This is a genomic window from Oscillospiraceae bacterium (assembly GCA_025757985.1).
Classification (GTDB): domain Bacteria; phylum Bacillota; class Clostridia; order Oscillospirales; family Ruminococcaceae; genus Gemmiger.
On the sequence record CP107210.1, the window covers coordinates 1,117,295 to 1,133,496 of the forward strand.

Sequence of the window (16,202 nt, forward strand, 5' to 3'; positions counted from 1 at the left end):
GTAACATTCAGCACATTTCTTTTTCCGCGCCGGAAATATGCGTTTTTTGTTTTTGGAAATTTTAGGCTATATTTATATATATTTAGAAATAAGGTATAGCTATGTCGAAAATTACAACAAAACTGTGCGGTAGATTCCAACCCTGCTGTGCGCTGTCTAACAACCGGGCTGTGTGCTGCGCTACAATGTGCCGGCGGTAACAACGCAAAAAAATATTTTTTGCGCAAAAATTCTGCGGTCGCAATTTTGGGTAGGATTTTTGAAAAGTGTCAGGTATAACAACCACAAAAAAGAATTTTTTTGAATTGTGCTCTCCGTTACAATACTGATATGGAAAAGCCGCTCTGCAAAAAATGTGCTGCGTTTAACAACCCTGGAAGAAAAAATCCTGCAGACCGGAATTGTGCTGCCGATAACAACCGCGCCCTGCATACGGAAAAACTGTGCTGACCGTAACAACAGGGAATGGAAAAATACAGCTTTTCGTAAAATGTGCGGCAAATAACAACACCCGAAAAAAGATTTTTGGAATTGTGCTTTGTATAACAACAATAGACCGGCGTAAAAGCGTTCTTTTTTACGAATTGTGCTGTGGATAACAACCCTGCCGAAATTCTACAAATTGTAAAATGTGCGCAGAATAACAATAGAAAAAATCGCAGAAAACCAAAATCCCGCACGGGCGAATTGTGCTGCCGATAACAACTGCATTATTTTCAGGTATAAAATGTGTGCTGAATAACAACACCGGGCAAGGCGGAGCAAAGCTGTAAAATGTGTGCGGGATAACAACTCTGCCATGGAAATCCCGACGGGAACGGCCGGATGAAATTATGCGCTGGATAACAACAGCGGGGCGGCAAACTGTGCGCGCTGCTCCAATCCGGGAGGGGGAAAATTGTGTCCCGGATAACAACATTGAGGGGGGGCGCCGCCGCAGAATTGTGCCGTGGATAACAACAGAGCGTGAGAAAATGTGCGCGGAATAACAACCCAAGGCAAGGCGTTCGGCCGGTGTGCCCTCCCCTATATGCTGGGGCGGGGCGGTCCATCCTGCCGGCAAAAGCACACTTTGGAAAAACTGCAGATAAAAATTGTTCCCGGCGCTTGACAAACGCGGCGGAATCCTTTATAATATCATTTGTCAATCGCACATGGATGATTAGCTCAGCTGGTTAGAGCGCTGCGTTCACATCGCAGAGGTCGAGGGTTCGAGTCCCCCATCCTCCACCACAAAGCCGCAGATAGCAGTATCTGCGGCTTTTATTTTTGTCAGCAAACACAGGGCGCGGCTTTTTCTCCGGCCTGTGTACACGGCAAAGAAAAGCGCGCCCCAGACCGCGAAGAAGGCGGTTTGGGGCGCGCGCTTTTGTATAGGGGTTACTTGCTCAGCTCATCGGCCAAAGCGGCGATCTGAGCCTCGGAGGCATCGTTCAGGGCACCCTTGACGGTGACGGTGGTGTCGGCAAAGGTCAGGGCCTTGCTGTTCTCGAGCATTTTGCGCATGACCTTGGCGGCCATCGGTGCCCAAGAACCGTTCTCGATGAAGGCAACGGTGCGGTTCTGGTAGTTGCGCTCGGTCAGGTGGTTGATGAAGTCCTTCATGAAGGGGAATACATCGGCATTGTAGGTAGGCGTGGCCAGTACCAGCTTGCTGAAGCGGAACGCCTGCGCCACGGCCTCGGCCATATCGCAGCGCGCCAGATCCATCGAGACAGTCTCAACGCCCTTGGCGCGCAGCGCCTCGGCCAGCCGGGCAGCGGCCTCAGCGGTGTGGCCGTAGATGCTGCTGTAGGCCACCAGCACGCCCTCCGTCTCGGGGCGGTAGGCGCTCCATGTGTCGTAGGCGGCCAGCACATCGCCCAGCTGCTCCTTGTGCAGGACGGGGCCGTGCAGGCTGCAGACGGTCTCAATGTCAAGGCCGGCGGCCTTTTTCAGCACGGCCTGCACCTGCACGCCGTACTTGCCCACGATGCCGATGAAGTAGCGGCGGGCCTCGGGCAGCCACGGCTCCTCCACATCAAGCGCACCGAACTTGCCGAAAGCGTCCGCGCTGAACAGTACCTTGTCGGCATCATCGTAGGTCATGATGACCTCGGGCCAGTGGACCATCGGGGCAGTGACAAAATGCAGGGTGTGGCGGCCCAGCGGCAGGGTGTCCCCCTCCTTGACAACGATGCGGCGGTCGGCATAGTCGGTGCCGAAGTAGGCCTTCATCATGTTGAAGGCCTGCGCAGAGGCAACGATCGTGGTCTCCGGGTAGGCCTGCGCAAAGGCGGCCACCGAGCCGGAGTGGTCAGGCTCCATGTGCTGCACGATAAAATAGTCGGGCGCGCGCTCGCCCAGTGCAGCGGCGATCTTGGTGATCCACTCGTCGGTAAAATGGGCGTCCACGCTGTCCATCACGGCGACCTTTTCATCGCAGATCAGGTACGAGTTGTACGCCATGCCGTTGGGCACATCGTACTGGCTCTCAAACAGGTCAACAAGGTGGTCGTTGACGCCGACATACAAAATATCTTTGGTGATTTCCATAGCTGCAAACCTCCTGATTAATACGGTTTCCGGTTGTTATCTCAAGCATAGTATAGCATATTTTTAGGAATTTGTCTCGGTCTTTTCAAAAATAATTTGAGAAAATTTTTATTGGGCGGCATTTGTAGGGCGTCGGGGGTGCCGTCCCCTGCAATATGGTTTGTAGGGAGGGGTCTTGACCCCTCCCTACAGAGCTGGATGAAAGCACTGGTAAAACAAAAAGCTCCCCGCCTTATCGGCGGGGAGCGCGGGGATGCTTACCCTAGCTTATACGCGGGTCTTTAAGACTTCGTGCTCAGGCACGGGGGCGTCAATGGGGCGCGGGGTACCCTCGACCCACTGGATGGCCTTCTTCGGGCACTTGGAAACGCAGGTGCCGCAGCCGTTGCACTTGGTGTAGTCGATGGCGGCCACATTGTCCTTCAGGAAGATGGCCTCATTCGGGCAGTTGCGCACACAGAGGCCGCAGGCGATGCAGCCGACCTTGCAGGTCTTGTTGACCAGAACGCCCTTGTCCTTGTTGGAGCATTTGACCGCAGGCTGCGGGGCGATGGGCTTCATCTGGATGACATGGCGCGGGCAGACAACGGTGCAGGCTGTGCAGCCGGTGCATTTTTCGCGGTCAACGACCGCCACGCCGTTGATGACATGGATGGCGTCAAACTTGCAGGCGCGGGTGCAGTCACCCAGACCCAGACACCCATAGGCACAGGCGCTGGGACCGCCGGCAATGCCGTTGGCAGCAGCGCAGGTCTGGATGCCCTGATAGTCAAAGCGGGTGCCGCAGTTCTCGCCGCCTGCGCAGATCACGGTGGCGCGCAGGCTGGGGCGGTCATCGGTGGCATTGCCCATGATGGTGTTGATGGCATCGGTGGCCTTATCGCCGCCCGGCGCACACTTGAAGGTGGGGGCGCCGTCCTCAACAATGGCCTTGGCGTAGTCGGCACAGCCGGCGTAGCCGCAGCCGCCGCAGTTGGCACCGGCCAGACACTCTGCAACCTGCGCAATGCGCGGATCCTCATACACGGCCATGAATTTGGAGGCCAGCACAAGGATCACGCCGCCGGCCAGGCCCAGCACCACCACGACAACGATAGCAAATACGATCGGGTTCATTCTCTTTATTCCCCTTTCTCAGAATATCGCGTTGATGATGTTTTCGACCAGACCACCGAAGCCCATAAAGCTCAGGGAGGTGATGGCGGCGGAAACCAGCGTGATGGGCAGACCCTTGAAGCTCTCCGGCGGGTTGGAGTTTTCGACGCGGGAACGCACGCCGCAGAACAGCAGCATGGCTACGAGGAAGCCGACACCGGCACCGGCGGAGCAGATCAGAGCCTCGGCAAAGGCAAGGCCGAAGCCGTACTCAGCGACAACGGAGGAGTAGTCCTGCACAGCCAGAATGGTGACGCCCAGCACACAGCAGTTGGTGGTGATCAGCGGCAGGTAGACGCCCAGGCTCTGGTAGAGGGCCGGGATATACTTGCGCAGCGTGATCTCGATAAGCTGCACGAGGACGGCAATGACGAGGATGAAGATGATGGTCTGCAGATAGCCCAGATCATAGGCATCCAGCAGGAAGATCTGCAGCGGGAAGGTCACGGCCGTGGCAATGACCATGACAACGATAACGGCGGCACCCATGCCCACGGAGGAATCCAGCTTTTTGGAGACACCCAGAAACGGGCAGATGCCGAGGAACTGCACCAGCACATAGTTGTTGACGAGGATCATGCTGAAGAAGATGGTGGCAAAGGTTGCGATATGAGAAATCATTGTGCGGCACCCTCCTTCTGTTCTTCTTTAGCGGCGTCAATTTTTTCCAGCATGACATCGCCGCAGCTCTTGCGCTCGATGGGCTTGTTCAGCTTGCGCTCCAGCCAGACACAGCCGGCCATCAGGCAGCCGAACACGAAGAAGCCGCCCGGGGCGGAGTTCATGACGGTCATGCGGTCAACGCTCTCGGGGATGATGGTGATGCCCATCCATGTACCGCTGCCGATGATCTCACGGATAGAGGACATGAGCAGCATCGTCAGGATGTAGCCGATGCCCATGCCGAGGCCGTCCAGTGCGGAGTCCGCTACGGTGTTTTTGCAGGCGAACATCTCGGCACGGCCGAGAATGATGCAGTTGACAACGATCAGCGCCAGATAGACGCCCAGCGCCTTATACAGGTCGGGGATGAACGCCTGCAGCACCATCTGCACAACGGTGACGAAGGTGGCGATGATGACGATGTAGCACGGCAGATGCACCTTGGCCGGGATGACCTTGCGCAGTGCCGAGATAACAATGTTGGAGCAGACCAGAACAAAGGTCATGGCCAGACCCATGCCCACGGCGCCGGAAACGGTGGTGGTGACGGCCAGTGCGGAGCAGCAGCCCAGCACCAGACGCAGAACGGGGTTTTCACGGATGATACCGGCCGTAAAAACCTTCCACTTGCTCGGTTTTTCGTTCATCGTTACTGCACCCCCTTGATCTCGTTATTGTAGCAGTCGATGGCTGCATTGATGGCGTTGAACGCGCCGTTGCTGGAGTAGGTCGCACCGGCGATGCTGTCCACGGGGCTGCCGGAGGCAACCTCTCCCCCGTTCCAGCCGATAAAGCCGGAGGCGAAGGAATCGCCGGAGACCTTGGAGCCGATGCCGGTGGTCTGGGTGGAGCCGTCGATCGAGATGGCGGAGATCGCACCCTCGGTGTCGAAGGCGACATAGACGGTGACAGCCTTGCCGGAGTAGCCGGACGCAGCGGCCTTGACCGCAACCGCACCGGCGGAGGTCGTGACAGCACCCTCCACACCATCGGTGGTCAGGTCCTCGACCTCAGTCATGTCATCGGTGACGGTGCCCTCGGGCAGGACGGAGACATAGGCGGCCAGCGTCTCGGCGTGGTTGTTCGCCTCGATGATGGGGGCGGTGACATCGTTCAGCACAGCCAGCAGCGCGCTGCAGACCAGACAGATAACGACCAGCACGATAACGGGCAGCACAAGCTCCTTGAAGGCGCTCTGCTTCTCGGTATTCTGATTTTCAGCCATTATTCAGCACCGCCTTTCTTGGCCTTTTTGGGCTTTTGGTAGCCCAGCGGCGTCTGGTGGCCCCAAGCGTTGAACCACGGGGTCATCAGGTTGCCCAGCAGGATGGCGTAGCTCATGCCCTCATTCATCGAGCCGAAGTGGCGGATCAGGAAGGTGATGAGACCGATAAAGACGCCGTAGAACAGCTTGCCCTTTGTGGTGAAGGGGCAGGTCACATAGTCGGTCGCCATAAAGACGGCACCGAACAAAAGGCCGCCGGACATGCACTCGATCAGGGCGGTGTAGGCACTGCCGGTGTTCAGCGCGGTCAGCACAAAGACGGTGGCCACGATGGTGACGGGGACAGTGGTCTGAATGGTCTTGGTGGCAACCAGATAGGCAAAGCCCAGCAGGATCGCCAGCACGCAGACCTCGCCCATCATGCCGCCGTGGAAGCCGAGGAAGAGGTCCAGCAGGTTCAGGCTGGTCTTGTCGGCCACGGCCAGCGGCGTGGCGGAGGCCAGCGCATCAACGGCCATGTCGGGGTAGACATAGGCGGTCATGCGGGAGGTAAAGCCGAGGAACAGCACGATACGGCCCACCAGCGCGGGGTTGGCAAAGTTGTAGCCAAGGCCGCCGAAGAGCTGCTTCGTGATGATGATGGCCACAAAGGCACCGACCACGGCGATCCAGAGCGGCATGCCCACGGGCATGTTCAGTGCCAGAATGATGCCGGTGACAACGGCAGACAGATCCCCCGCCGTGTTCGGCTTTTTCAGCAGCATTTCATATAAGTATTCAAACGCCACACAGGCCAGGGTGGTCACAGCCACCAGCACAAGAGCCTGCACGCCGAAGATCAGCCCGGCAGCCAGCACGGCGGGCAGCAGCGCAATGACAACATTGCCCATCAGCCCGCGGGCGGTGGTTGCTTCGCGGATGTGCGGCGAGGCGGTAACGATCAGACGATCTTCCATCGGTTATTTGCCTCCTTTCCGCAGCTCGGCCATATACCAGCCCTTGGCAAGGCCCATCGTCTGGCTGACGGGGCGCTTGGCCGGGCAGGCGTAGGTGCAGCTGCCGCAGGCTACGCAGAGATCCACGCAGCGTGCCTTCAGCGCATCAAAATCCTTGTTGGCAAAGTCCTGCGCAATAACCACGGGCTCCAGACCCATGGGGCAAGCCTCGATGCAGCGGCCGCAGCGGATGCAGGCCGACGGCTCAGGCAGGGTGGCGGCGGCCTTGCTGAACAGCAGCAGGCCGTTGTTCTGCTTCAGGACCGGGAAGTCCGCGCTGGGGGCGGCACCGCCCATCATGGGGCCGCCGAAGATGATCTTGCCCAGCTCGACACCCTCCTTGACACCGCCGCAGGCCTCGATGACATCGCGGTAGAGCGTGCCGATGGGGACCTCGATGTTCTGGGGTTTGGCGATGGCATCGCCCTCCACGGTGACGCGCTTCGTCACCAGCGGGATGCCGGTCTTGAGGAACTTGCCTAAGGTAGACACGCTCGTCACATTCATGATGACGCAGCCCACATCGGCGGGCAGACCCGGCTTGCCGGAGGGGCCGAACTGCGGCACCTCGCGGCCTGTGCAGGTCTCGACCAGCGTTTTCTCGGCACCCTGCGGGTAGCGCATCGGCAGGCCCTTGACCTCAACGCCCTTCATCTCGCGGGTTAGCGAGCAGAGCAGGTCGATGCACTCAGGCTTGTTGCGCTCAATGCCGATGATGCAGTGCGGGATCTCGCAGTACTTCATAACCGCGGCGATGCCGGAGATGATGGTGTCGCTGCACTCCAGCATCTCGCGGCAGTCGGTGGTCAGGTAGGGCTCGCACTCGGCTGCGTTGATGAGCAGCGTGTCGATCGTGTTGGCAGCCAGCTTGACATGCGTCGGGAAGCCGGCACCGCCGACACCGACCAGACCGCAGGCCTGCACGGCGGCCAGAAGGCTTGCCTTGTCGGTGACAACAGGCGGCACGCAGGCGGGGTCTACCGTCTGCGCGCCATCGGTCTTGATGGCAACGGCCGTTGCCATTGCGCCGTTGACCATGCGCAGCGGGGCAATGTCCTGCACAGTGCCGGACACGCTGGAGTAGACATTGGCGGACACAAAGCCGCCGGCCTTGCCGATCACGGTACCGACCATGACGGTGTCGCCCTTTTTGACGACAGGCTCTGCGGGTGCGCCGATATGCATCGACATGGGAATGACAACATGCTCAGGCACCGGCATCTTGACGGTCGGCAGCCCGGCTGTAGCCTTCACATGCGGCACAGCGGCACCCTTGGCAGAGCGCTTTAGGGATTTGAACAATCTGATTTCCCCCATTTCTCTTTTTGGCATTGCCGCACCATTCTGACTGCCGATACGGCGGGAATCGTGCGGCGATGACCTTTGATTCTCGCCCGGGCAGGCGTTGTCTGCTCCCCTGCCCGGGTGGATAACAATACAGATATATTGTACCATTTTTCAAGGTCAAGTCAAGCAAGCAGGCGGCAGTTTTATGCCGAACCCGCAAGAATTGCAACAATTTTCGCAACCGATGCAGAATTGAACTGCTGTATAAAAATTAACAATCCGACAAAGAAAAAAGCCCGGCAGCGAAAGCTGCCGGGCTGTGACTTACAGCTCGATCTCCTGCAGGCGGAGCAGGGCCAGGATATAGATCTTGAGGGCCTCGATGAGCTTCTCAAACGGGGTGCCCTCGTTGGCGCCGTGCATGGGGCCGGCAAAGTCGGGGATGGCAATGTCGGTGTGCTCGGGGCCGAAGCTGACGGCATACGGGAAGTGGCGCGCGTAGGTGCCGCCGCCCATCGTGAAGGGGGTCTTGCCCTCGCCGGTCACATCGTTGTAGGTGTTGATCAGGGTCTGGATGGCCGGGCTGTCGGCATCAATATAAAACGGCACGCGGCTCGTCACATTCTCGATGCGGGCGGCCGCGCCGCAGATCTTCTCCATGGCGGCGGTCATCTTCTCGGGATCGGTGTTGGTGGGATAGCGGCAGTCGAAGCTCTGGCGGATGATGCCGTCCTTCATCTCGATCGTGCCGCCGATGATCGTCAGCGGGTCAAACAGGCCGTCATCGGCGGCAATGCCCAGCGCACTGCCGTCCGTGGAGGCGTGCAGCGTATGCAGCACCTGCAGGTAGGCCTCCTCCTGCGGGGTGCAGACGCCGCTCTTGAGCAGGCAGTCAACGATCAGGCCGATGGCGTTGACGGTACCCTCGGGCATGGCGGCATGGCCGCTCTTGCCCCAGCCGCGGATGACGGTGGCACCGCCCTCCCCTGCCTCAAAGGTCACGCCCTCACAGGGAACCAGTGCGCCTGCGGCCACCTGCACGGTGCAGGCTGCGCGGTCAGGCACGGCGTTGTGGGCCACGCCGCCCTCAAAGGCGGTGATGATGCTGTTCTCAAAGCGGGGGCTGACGATCTCGCCGTTGAAGCCGCCCTTCTCGCCGTTGCAGACCGGGAACTCGGCATCGGGGGTAAAGCAGAAGGCGGGCATCGGGTAATGCTCGGCGTAGTAGTCTACATCGTGCATGTTGGTCTCCTCGTTGGTGCCCAGCAGGGCGCGCACGGGGTATTTCAGCTCAATGCCGCTGTCCTTGAGGTATTTCAGCGCATACAGGCAGAGGATGCTCGGGCCCTTGTCATCGGCCACGCCGCGGCCCAGCAGCCAGCCGTCCCGCACGCGGACGGTGTAGGGGTCGGCGTCCCAGCCGTTGCCCTCGGGCACGACATCGGTGTGGGTGATGGTGCCAATGAACTTCTGGCCATCGGCGATGCGGCCGGTCTCGGCCCAGCCGATGTAGCCATCGGCATTGAAGGTGTCAAGGCCCAGCTCCCCGGCGATCTCCAGCGCCTTGTCCAGTGCAGCGCGGGGGCCGGCACCGAACGGTGCGCCCGGCTCCGGCGTACCCTCAACGCTGGGTACGGCAACAAGGCGGGTGATGTCGCGCAGGATATTGTCACGGTTTTGCTCGGCAAAGGCGTCAATGGACGCCCAACGCATATCGTTCATGGATGGAATCCTCCCAGAGTTTTTCTTCCAGTATACCACATTGTCGGAATTTGTAAACGGGAAGTTGCGTAGAAAGCATGGCAGAGGGGCGGCGTCCTCGATGCCCCGGCGGCATGGGGCATGCCGCCCTACGGTTTGTGATGCCGTTTGGCGAGGCGGGGTGCCCTCACCCTGCCATGTAGTCTTGCCGCCCCGCAAACATTCACCGCAGCCTTCCCTCCCCGCCCATCAGGGCGGTCTTTTCCTCTGTCCGCCGCAGTCGGCGGTGCGGTCGCCGGGTTCATCGTCCAGATGCAGGCTGACAAGGCAGTTGGGGCAATGGTTGCGGTGCTGTGTGCCCGCCCCGATGGGCACCACGACCCGCCCGCAGTGCTTGCAGGTAAAGGTGTCGTCACAGCGGTGGTTTTTATAATATCCGTTCTGAAATTGCTTGCGCTTGTTTTCACGGTTCATAGGGTGTGTCCTCCCGAATTTTTACAGTAAGCGGTAAAAAATCCGTATGGGAGGAACGCGTAGCATTTGGCAATGGCGCGACCTCCCGGTCAGCGCACAAGCTCCAAGGCACCTGATTTCAAAAAGCAGTTCTCCTTATTATAATAGTAGGAATATTTGCAGGGGCAGCCATTGGCCGCCCGGGAAATAATGTGGTGGCGGCCGCAGCGTTTCCGGGTCGATGCCCGTCCGTTTGCTGCGGAGGAAATTTACGCTTCCTCTTCCCTGCCGTTCATCGTCACGATCTCGCAGATGGCGCGGCCGGTCGGGGTGCCGGCGAGGCCGCCGATGCCGGTCTCGCGCAGATCTTGGCTCATCGCGTTGCCGACCTCGGCCATCGCATCAATGACCTCATCGGCCGGGATATGTCCGACCACACCGGCCAGCGCCATATCGGCGGCGGAGACGGCGTTCATGGCACCGATGACATTGCGCTTGATGCAGGGTATCTCCACAAGGCCTGCCACTGGGTCGCAGACAAGCCCCTCCAGATTTGTGAGCGCCATGGCGAACGCCTCGGCGCACTGCTCGGCCGTGCCGCCCCGGATGTCCACCAGTGCGGCGGCAGCCATTGCGCTGGCAGCGCCGACCTCCGCCTGACAGCCGCCCTCGGCACCCGCCAGCGTGGCGCGGGCGGCCACGACCTGCCCGAACCCGGCGGCAATGTAAAGTGCGCGGTGTATAGCGGTCTCATCTGCCAGCCCGCGCCGCCACAAAGGCAGCAGCACAGCGGGCAGAACACCGCAGCTGCCCGCTGTCGGCGCAGCAACGATGCGCTTCATGCAGGCGTTGCACTCAGCGGTTTTCAGCGCCTCGGCCATGACATCCGCAAAATAGCCGTCTGCGTAAAGTATGCCGCGGGCCGCAGCCTCGCTGACCTTGGCTGCATCGCCGCCTGCAAAGCCGCTCATCGAGCGGTCTGTGCTGCAGTAGCCGGCGCTGGTGGCGCACATGACCGACCAGAGCCGGTGCATCTCGGCCTCGCTCTCGGCGCGGGTCAGGCCGCTTTCGGTCAGGTCGCTTTCCAGAATGACCTCATAGAGCGGCTGGCCGGTCTCTTTGCAGAGCTCGACCATATCCCGAACGGAGGAAAATGCCATTTTGCCTGCCCCCTTACAAATTTAATATAGTGACCTTGACGATGCCAGGCAGAATGCGCAGCTCCCCGGCAATCTCATCGGGGATGGGCTCATCACATTCCAGAACCATGACGGCATAGCCTCCGGCGGCGGAGCGGTAGAGCTGCATCGTGGCAATGTTGACGCCGTGCCTGCTCAGGCAGGTGGTGACGGCTGCTACATGGCCGGGCGTGTCCTGATTGTGGACGATCAGCGTATTGTGATCGCCGCCGAAGTTTGTCGTGATGCCGTCGATCTGGCAGATGTTGATTCGCCCGCCGCCGATAGACGAGCCAACGACCTCCAACTTGCGGCCCGAAACACCCACCAGTCGCAGCATGGCCGTGTTGGGGTGCGCACCCCGCAGGTTGGCGGTGCTGATCTTAAAGTGCAGACCGGCCTCCTTGGCCAGTGCAAAGCTGTGGGGGATGCGGTCATCATCGGGCTGCATGCCCAGCAGGCCTGCCACCAGCGCACGATCCGTGCCGTGGCCACGGCCTGTGGCGGCAAAGCTGCCATAGAGCAGGATCTCGGCCTCGGCAGGCTGCTCGCCCAGAAGACGCCGCGCCGTGCTGCCAATGCGCACCGCGCCCGCTGTATGGCTGCTGGACGGTCCTGTCATAACAGGACCCAGCACATCAAATAAACGCATTGCAGGCACCTCCGCATAATCGTAATAAAGAAAGTATACCGGATTCCCACCGGTAATGCAAGTTTTGGCGGGAAATACAAAAGAACCAAAGGATTTTGGGCAGCCTGCACAAAGAACGGATAGATGGATTGTCGTAAATGCCGGGGTATACGGGCGCTTAGATAAACCAAAAACCCGCATATCTTACGCAGATACGCGGGTTTTTGTTGGCGGAGTAAGAGAGATTTGAACTCTCGCGGCGGTTTCCCACCCTACGCCCTTAGCAGGGGCGCCTCTTCGACCTCTTGAGTATTACTCCACAAGTCAAAGTGAGTTTATATATTCACTTGTTATCACAAAATGGCGGAGAGGATGGGATTCGAACCCATGGTCCGCTCGCGCGGATCGCTGGTTTTCAAGACCAGTTCCATAAACCACTCGGACACCTCTCCACAGTGGCTGCCGCCAGAATGCAGGTATTATTATACAAAAAACGGAAGGGGTTGTCAACCCCTTCCTGCAATTTTCTTTTAAAAATTATTTGCGCAAAAATAACAGCACATATTACAGCTCGCAGGGGGTGAAGCCGTCCTTACCCAGTACCTGCACCTTGGTGTAGCCCAGCTCCTTCAGCTTGGCGGCAACAGCCTCAAAACCGAAGGTCAGCGCCTTGGTATCGTGGGCGTCGGCGGTAATGACGACATTGCCGCTGAGCACCAGCCACTCCTTCAGGATCGCATCGGACGGGAAGAAATCCTTGCGGAAGCCGCGATACACCGCAGAGGTGTTGACCTCCAGCACGCAGCGGTTGCGGGCGGCGGTCATCAGCGCGGCGTTGGCGGCGGCGGTGTAGCGGGGGTCGTTCTCATCAAAGAACTTGCCGTCACCGTTGATCTTCTTGATCAGGTCGAAGTGGCCCAAGATCGTGGGCTTCTTCTCGGCAACCTTGGCCACATTGGCAAAATAGGCCTCGACCACGGCCAGCGCATCGCCGTCAAAATCATCGTCAATGCAGGCGCGCAGATCCTCCTCGCGCCAGTCGATCTCATAATACTTGCCGGTCTTGGGGCCGCGGACATAGTGGGTGCTGCCGATCCAGTAGTCGTACTGGGTCGGGTCATCGTCGCTGTAAAGGTCCCACTCCAGACCGCACAGAATGTCCATTTTGCCCGCGTAGCGCTCCTTAAGTTTGGCAATCTGCGCCTTGTACAGGGCGGTACGGCTCTGGGTCATGCAATATTCAAGATCGTGGGGGGTGTGGCTGTGGCCGCTGAAGCCCAGCGTCTGCAGACCGGCCTTCCAAGCCGTGACTGCGACCTCCTCGGGGGTGTTTTTGCCATCGCACAGTTTGGAATGAACGTGCACAGAGCTTTTCAGGTATTCGCCTGCCATGGTTACTGCATCCTTTCCTGCTTGACCTTATGGTCGATCACATGTCGTTTTTCCAGCTCTTTGGTGATGTCCTCCACAGAAATGCCCAGCTCGATCATCAGCACCATCACATGGTAAGCAAGGTCGCTGATCTCGTAGATGGTCTCCTCCCTGTCGCGCTTAGAGCCTGCGATAATGACCTCGGTGGATTCCTCACCGACTTTTTTGAGAATCTTTTCCAGCCCCTTGTCGAACAGATAGGTGGTATAGCTGCCCTCCTGCGGGTTGGTCTTGCGGCCCTCAATGAGTGCGTACAAGCCCTGCCATGTGAACTGCTTCAGTTCATCGGAGACATAGACCGGGTTGAAGAAGCAGCTCTCGGCGCCGGTGTGGCAGGCAGGGCCGCTCTTGATGACATCAATGACGAGCGCATCCTTGTCGCAGTCGGCGGTGATGGAAACGACCCGCTGCACATTGCCGGAGGTCTCGCCCTTGCGCCAGATTTCGCGGCGGCTGCGGGACCAGAACACAGTGCGCCCCTCGGCAATCGTCAGGGCCAGCGTTTCGGCGTTCATGTAGGCAAGGGTCAGGACCTCCTTGGTGTAATGGTCCTGCACGATGGCGGGGATCAGGCCGTTGGCATCAAATTTGAGGGTCTTGGAATTTTCGGTGATTTCCATGGTGGACACTCCTAAAGTCATATAGTTTAGTGTACCTCTTTTTATGCGGTTTGGCAAGAGGTAAAGTGTAGGTTTGCTATAGTTACGCAGTAGGGGCCGGGCATGCCCGGCCCGCGGCTTTCCCGCAAGGGGACGCTTTTGGGAATGTTGCGGGCCGCACATGTGCGGCCCCTACCGGGTGGCTGCATGGCGAAGGGGAAATCACACCCGCATTTCTACACCGTTCGCCCGCAAATACCGCTTCAAATCGTTGATTTCTACCTGCTTCGTGTGGAAGATGGACGCGGCCAGCCCGGCATCCACAGCCGGGTGGTTGCGGAACAGCTCCAGAAAGTCCTCCCTTTTGCCGGCACCGCCGGAGGCGATGATGGGCACGGCGCAGCGGGCGGCCACGGCATCGAGCAGCTCAAGGTCAAAGCCGTTTTTCACGCCGTCTGTGTCAATGGAGTTTACGACCAGTTCCCCCGCGCCGTTTTTTACGCCCTGTTCGAGCCAGTCAAGGGCATCCATGCCAGTGTTCTCGCGCCCGCCCTTGGCGAACAGCATGAATCTGCCGTCCACCCGCTTGATGTCAGCGGAGAGCACAACGCACTGGTTGCCGTATTTTTGGGCTGCAGCGGGGATCAGGCCGGGATTGCGGATAGCGCCGGAGTTGACGCTGACCTTGTCCGCGCCGCATTTCAGCACCCGGTCAAAATCGTCCAGCGTGTTGATGCCGCCGCCGACGGTCAGCGGAATGAAGATCTGGCTTGCGACCTCGCGCAGAATATCGGTGAAGAGTCCGCGCCCCTCAACACTGGCCGTAATATCGTAAAAAACAAGCTCGTCTGCACCGGAAGCGTTGTAGTACCGCGCCATCTCGACCGGGTCGGCCATATCCTGCAGCCCGGCAAAGTTGACACCCTTGACAACACGCCCGTTTTTTACATCCAGACAAGGAATAATACGTTTGGTAATCATGCGTTCACTCCCCCTCGTACAGCCGCACAGCCTTGGCCAGATCGATGGCTCCGGTATAAATGGACTTGCCCAGAATGGCGGCGTGGCAGTGCATGGCCTGCAGCTCGGCCAGCTCAGCCATGGCGGCAATGCCGCCGCTGGCGGTGACCTCCAGCCCGGGAATTGTCAAAAGTTCACGATACAGGTCGAGATTTGTTCCCTGCAGTGTGCCGTCCCGGGAAATATCGGTGGCAATGACGGCTTTCACGCCTGCCTCGGCGCAGCGGCGGCAGAATGCCACACCCGGCTCAGGGGTGACCTCCTTCCAGCCGTTGACAGCCACAAGGCCGTCCCGCATATCAACGCCGACCGCGATTTGTGCGCCGTACTTTTGGGCCATTTCCCGGGTAAAAGCGAAATCCTTGACGGCAATCGTGCCGAGGATGCAGCGGTCCACGCCCAGATCAAGATAGCGGCGGATGCGCGCCTCGTCACGGATACCGCCGCCGACCTCGATCTTCAAGCCGCCGAGTTTGGCGATGGCGGCGATGGTCTGCAGGTTTGCGGTGGTATCGTCCTTGGCACCGTCCAGATCTACAACATGCAGATATTTCGCACCTGCGTCAATAAATTCCTGCGCCTGCGCCACGGGGTCGGCGTTGTAGACGGTCATTTTTTCGTAATCGCCCTGATAGAGCCGCACGGCCTGACCGCCGCGCAGATCAATGGCGGGGTATAATTTCATCGTGATCTCCTCCGTTTGTCGTTACAGTTCGGCAAAGGCCTTCAGCAGGCGCAGACCGGTGTCCCCCGACTTTTCGGGGTGGAACTGGGTGCCGTACACAAGCCCCTGCCGCACCGCGCCGGTCACGGGGATGCTGTAGTCACTGGTCGCCAGTGTCGATGCAGCGCAGTTTTTGGCGTAATAGCTGTGTACATAATAGACATACTCGCCGTTTTTGATATACTGGAACAGCGGGTCAGCCTCGCGCCCGGGCACAATGTCCAGAGCGTTCCAGCCGATGTGGGGCACCTTGAGCGCAGGGTCGCGCAGGTCATCTGCCAGCGGGCAGACCGCGCCGGGGATAAGCCCAAGGCTCGCGTGTTCACCGTATTCATAGCTTTTTTCAAACAGAAGCTGCATGCCCAGACAGATGCCGAGCAGCGGCTTTTTTTGCGTTTCTTCGCGCAAAACGGGCACAAGGCCGGTGGCCTCCAGCTTGGCCATTGCATCGGCAAAGGCCCCGACACCGGGCAGCAGGATATGATCTGCCGCCCGCAGATCCGCCGCATCGCGGGTCACGCGGACCTCCGCGCCCAGACTTTTGACGCTGGACGAAAGGCTGAACAGATTCCCTACGCCGTAGTCAACGATTGCGATCATAATAC

15 protein-coding genes, 3 tRNA genes and 1 pseudogene are annotated in these 16,202 nt (G+C 59.1%); 1 reads left to right on the forward strand and 18 read right to left on the reverse strand.

Annotated elements, in window-relative coordinates; all coding sequences use genetic code 11:
* Positions 1 to 1,156 precede the first annotated feature (1,156 nt).
* Positions 1,157 to 1,233: transfer RNA gene (locus tag OGM67_05645), tRNA-Val, on the forward strand.
* Between the two features lie 147 nt (positions 1,234 to 1,380).
* Here OGM67_05645 and OGM67_05650 read toward each other — a convergent pair.
* The 18 genes and pseudogenes from OGM67_05650 to hisH all read right to left on the reverse strand — a co-directional run bounded on the left by OGM67_05650 (position 1,381) and on the right by hisH (position 16,197).
* On the reverse strand, positions 1,381 to 2,535 hold the full coding sequence (locus OGM67_05650; GenBank protein UYJ35796.1) for an FprA family A-type flavoprotein: 1,155 nt from the start codon (positions 2,533 to 2,535) through the stop codon (positions 1,381 to 1,383).
* Between the two features lie 267 nt (positions 2,536 to 2,802).
* Complete coding sequence (locus OGM67_05655; protein UYJ35797.1) at positions 2,803 to 3,651, reverse strand: RnfABCDGE type electron transport complex subunit B; 849 nt, start codon at positions 3,649 to 3,651, stop codon at positions 2,803 to 2,805.
* Positions 3,652 to 3,669: 18 nt separating this feature from the next.
* A complete protein-coding gene (locus OGM67_05660) occupies positions 3,670 to 4,311 on the reverse strand; it encodes an electron transport complex protein RnfA (GenBank protein ID UYJ35798.1) in 642 nt (213 codons plus the stop codon).
* Entirely contained in the window at positions 4,308 to 5,000 is a 693-nt protein-coding gene (locus OGM67_05665; GenBank protein UYJ35799.1) for an electron transport complex subunit E, read from the reverse strand. Before OGM67_05665 ends, OGM67_05660 begins: the two co-directional genes overlap by 4 nt.
* A gap of 2 nt (positions 5,001 to 5,002) precedes the next feature.
* Entirely contained in the window at positions 5,003 to 5,578 is a 576-nt protein-coding gene (locus OGM67_05670) for an FMN-binding protein (GenBank protein ID UYJ35800.1), read from the reverse strand.
* Positions 5,578 to 6,534 (reverse strand): RnfABCDGE type electron transport complex subunit D, encoded by a 957-nt coding sequence (locus tag OGM67_05675; protein ID UYJ35801.1) that lies wholly within the window; start codon positions 6,532 to 6,534, stop codon positions 5,578 to 5,580. Before OGM67_05675 ends, OGM67_05670 begins: the two co-directional genes overlap by 1 nt.
* Before the next feature lie 3 nt (positions 6,535 to 6,537).
* Positions 6,538 to 7,890 (reverse strand): RnfABCDGE type electron transport complex subunit C, encoded by a 1,353-nt coding sequence (locus tag OGM67_05680; GenBank protein ID UYJ35802.1) that lies wholly within the window; start codon positions 7,888 to 7,890, stop codon positions 6,538 to 6,540.
* 294 nt (positions 7,891 to 8,184) lie between these two features.
* On the reverse strand, positions 8,185 to 9,582 hold the full coding sequence (locus OGM67_05685; protein UYJ35803.1) for a Sapep family Mn(2+)-dependent dipeptidase: 1,398 nt from the start codon (positions 9,580 to 9,582) through the stop codon (positions 8,185 to 8,187).
* Between the two features lie 249 nt (positions 9,583 to 9,831).
* A pseudogene (locus tag OGM67_05690) lies at positions 9,832 to 10,035 on the reverse strand (RNHCP domain-containing protein).
* 248 nt (positions 10,036 to 10,283) lie between these two features.
* Complete coding sequence (sdaAA, locus tag OGM67_05695; GenBank protein ID UYJ35804.1) at positions 10,284 to 11,174, reverse strand: L-serine ammonia-lyase, iron-sulfur-dependent, subunit alpha; 891 nt, start codon at positions 11,172 to 11,174, stop codon at positions 10,284 to 10,286.
* A 13-nt stretch (positions 11,175 to 11,187) separates the two neighbouring features.
* On the reverse strand, positions 11,188 to 11,844 hold the full coding sequence (gene sdaAB, locus OGM67_05700; GenBank protein UYJ35805.1) for an L-serine ammonia-lyase, iron-sulfur-dependent subunit beta: 657 nt from the start codon (positions 11,842 to 11,844) through the stop codon (positions 11,188 to 11,190).
* A gap of 207 nt (positions 11,845 to 12,051) precedes the next feature.
* Positions 12,052 to 12,142 (reverse strand) — tRNA-Ser (locus OGM67_05705).
* Positions 12,143 to 12,184: 42 nt separating this feature from the next.
* A tRNA-Ser gene (locus OGM67_05710) sits at positions 12,185 to 12,275 on the reverse strand.
* Between the two features lie 112 nt (positions 12,276 to 12,387).
* Complete coding sequence (locus OGM67_05715) at positions 12,388 to 13,215, reverse strand: histidinol-phosphatase HisJ family protein (GenBank protein ID UYJ35806.1); 828 nt, start codon at positions 13,213 to 13,215, stop codon at positions 12,388 to 12,390.
* A 2-nt stretch (positions 13,216 to 13,217) separates the two neighbouring features.
* The gene (hisIE, locus tag OGM67_05720; GenBank protein UYJ35807.1) at positions 13,218 to 13,874 is read right to left on the reverse strand and encodes a bifunctional phosphoribosyl-AMP cyclohydrolase/phosphoribosyl-ATP diphosphatase HisIE; all 657 of its coding nucleotides are present in this window, start codon (positions 13,872 to 13,874) and stop codon (positions 13,218 to 13,220) included.
* Between the two features lie 201 nt (positions 13,875 to 14,075).
* Positions 14,076 to 14,834: an imidazole glycerol phosphate synthase subunit HisF gene (gene hisF / locus OGM67_05725; protein ID UYJ35808.1), complete on the reverse strand. Its 759-nt coding sequence runs from the start codon at positions 14,832 to 14,834 to the stop codon at positions 14,076 to 14,078.
* Positions 14,835 to 14,838: 4 nt separating this feature from the next.
* Positions 14,839 to 15,558: a 1-(5-phosphoribosyl)-5-[(5-phosphoribosylamino)methylideneamino]imidazole-4-carboxamide isomerase gene (gene hisA / locus OGM67_05730; GenBank protein UYJ35809.1), complete on the reverse strand. Its 720-nt coding sequence runs from the start codon at positions 15,556 to 15,558 to the stop codon at positions 14,839 to 14,841.
* Between the two features lie 21 nt (positions 15,559 to 15,579).
* Positions 15,580 to 16,197, reverse strand: a complete 618-nt coding sequence (gene hisH / locus OGM67_05735; protein UYJ35810.1) for an imidazole glycerol phosphate synthase subunit HisH — start codon at positions 16,195 to 16,197, stop codon at positions 15,580 to 15,582.
* Between the last annotated feature and the right edge of the window lie 5 nt (positions 16,198 to 16,202).

What these genes read in the sequence shown, in the direction of transcription:
- hisF (UYJ35808.1), bottom strand. Translation starts at nt 14,834, where the DNA reads ATGATTACCAAACGTATTATTCCTTGTCTGGATGTAAAAAACGGGCGT.
- OGM67_05675 (UYJ35801.1), bottom strand. Translation starts at nt 6,534, where the DNA reads ATGGAAGATCGTCTGATCGTTACCGCCTCGCCGCACATCCGCGAAGCA.
- OGM67_05670 (UYJ35800.1), bottom strand. Translation starts at nt 5,578, where the DNA reads ATGGCTGAAAATCAGAATACCGAGAAGCAGAGCGCCTTCAAGGAGCTT.
- OGM67_05655 (UYJ35797.1), bottom strand. Translation starts at nt 3,651, where the DNA reads ATGAACCCGATCGTATTTGCTATCGTTGTCGTGGTGGTGCTGGGCCTG.
- OGM67_05715 (UYJ35806.1), bottom strand. Translation starts at nt 13,215, where the DNA reads ATGGCAGGCGAATACCTGAAAAGCTCTGTGCACGTTCATTCCAAACTG.
- OGM67_05660 (UYJ35798.1), bottom strand. Translation starts at nt 4,311, where the DNA reads ATGATTTCTCATATCGCAACCTTTGCCACCATCTTCTTCAGCATGATC.
- sdaAA (UYJ35804.1), bottom strand. Translation starts at nt 11,174, where the DNA reads ATGGCATTTTCCTCCGTTCGGGATATGGTCGAGCTCTGCAAAGAGACC.
- hisA (UYJ35809.1), bottom strand. Translation starts at nt 15,558, where the DNA reads ATGAAATTATACCCCGCCATTGATCTGCGCGGCGGTCAGGCCGTGCGG.
- OGM67_05650 (UYJ35796.1), bottom strand. Translation starts at nt 2,535, where the DNA reads ATGGAAATCACCAAAGATATTTTGTATGTCGGCGTCAACGACCACCTT.
- OGM67_05665 (UYJ35799.1), bottom strand. Translation starts at nt 5,000, where the DNA reads ATGAACGAAAAACCGAGCAAGTGGAAGGTTTTTACGGCCGGTATCATC.
- hisIE (UYJ35807.1), bottom strand. Translation starts at nt 13,874, where the DNA reads ATGGAAATCACCGAAAATTCCAAGACCCTCAAATTTGATGCCAACGGC.
- hisH (UYJ35810.1), bottom strand. Translation starts at nt 16,197, where the DNA reads ATGATCGCAATCGTTGACTACGGCGTAGGGAATCTGTTCAGCCTTTCG.
- OGM67_05680 (UYJ35802.1), bottom strand. Translation starts at nt 7,890, where the DNA reads ATGGGGGAAATCAGATTGTTCAAATCCCTAAAGCGCTCTGCCAAGGGT.
- sdaAB (UYJ35805.1), bottom strand. Translation starts at nt 11,844, where the DNA reads ATGCGTTTATTTGATGTGCTGGGTCCTGTTATGACAGGACCGTCCAGC.
- OGM67_05685 (UYJ35803.1), bottom strand. Translation starts at nt 9,582, where the DNA reads ATGAACGATATGCGTTGGGCGTCCATTGACGCCTTTGCCGAGCAAAAC.